This is a genomic window from Streptomyces sp. CAI-85, assembly GCF_013363615.1.
GTDB classification, from domain to species: Bacteria; Actinomycetota; Actinomycetes; order Streptomycetales; family Streptomycetaceae; genus Streptomyces; species Streptomyces antibioticus_B.
Genome location: NZ_JAANNX010000243.1, coordinates 1 through 705 on the forward strand (window position 1 = coordinate 1; position 705 = coordinate 705).

Consider the following 705-nt stretch of genomic DNA (forward strand, 5'->3'; position numbering starts at 1 on the left):
TCATCGCCTCGGCGACCTCGTTGGTCGCCTTGGTCCAGATCGCGATGAGCTCCTGCGTGCGCTCTTCCTTGGTGATCAGACCGCGCTCGTACTGCTTCTGGACCTTCTCGTCCTGCGCCTCGTAGCCGCGGACGATCTCCTTCTTCGCCTCGGGAACGACGACGTCGGAGATGGCCACGGTGACACCGGAACGGGTCGCCCAGAAGAAGCCGGACGCCTTCAGGTTGTCGAGCGTCGCCGCCACGATGACCTTGGGGTAGCGCTCGGCCAGGTCGTTGACGATCTCGGAGAGCTGCTTCTTGCCCACCGAGTAGTCGACGAACGGGTAGTCCTCGGGCAGCAGCTCGTTGAAGAGCGCACGGCCGAGCGTGGTCTTCAGACGGAAGCTGTCACCCTGCTGCCACTCCGGCTCACCCTCCTCGCGGGCCGGCGGGGTCCAGCCGCGCGGCGGGATGGTGCCCACCGGGAAGCGGATGTCGATCGCCGACTGAAGGGCCAGCTCACCGGCGTCGAACGCCATGATCGCCTCGGCCGTGGAGCCGAAGGACCGGCCCTCGCCCTTGGTGTCACGCAGCTCGCCGTCGGTGGTGAGGAAGAACAGACCGAGGACCATGTCCTGGGTCGGCATCGTCACCGGACGGCCGTCGGCGGGCTTGAGGATGTTGTTCGAGGACAGCATCAGGATGCGGGCCTCGGCCTGCGCCT

General features: G+C 66.8%; 1 pseudogene. It reads right to left on the bottom strand.

Annotation, left to right across the window (positions count from 1 at the left end):
* Window positions 1–705: pseudogene (locus G6W55_RS38060) on the bottom strand (DNA-directed RNA polymerase subunit beta'); the annotation flags it as partial.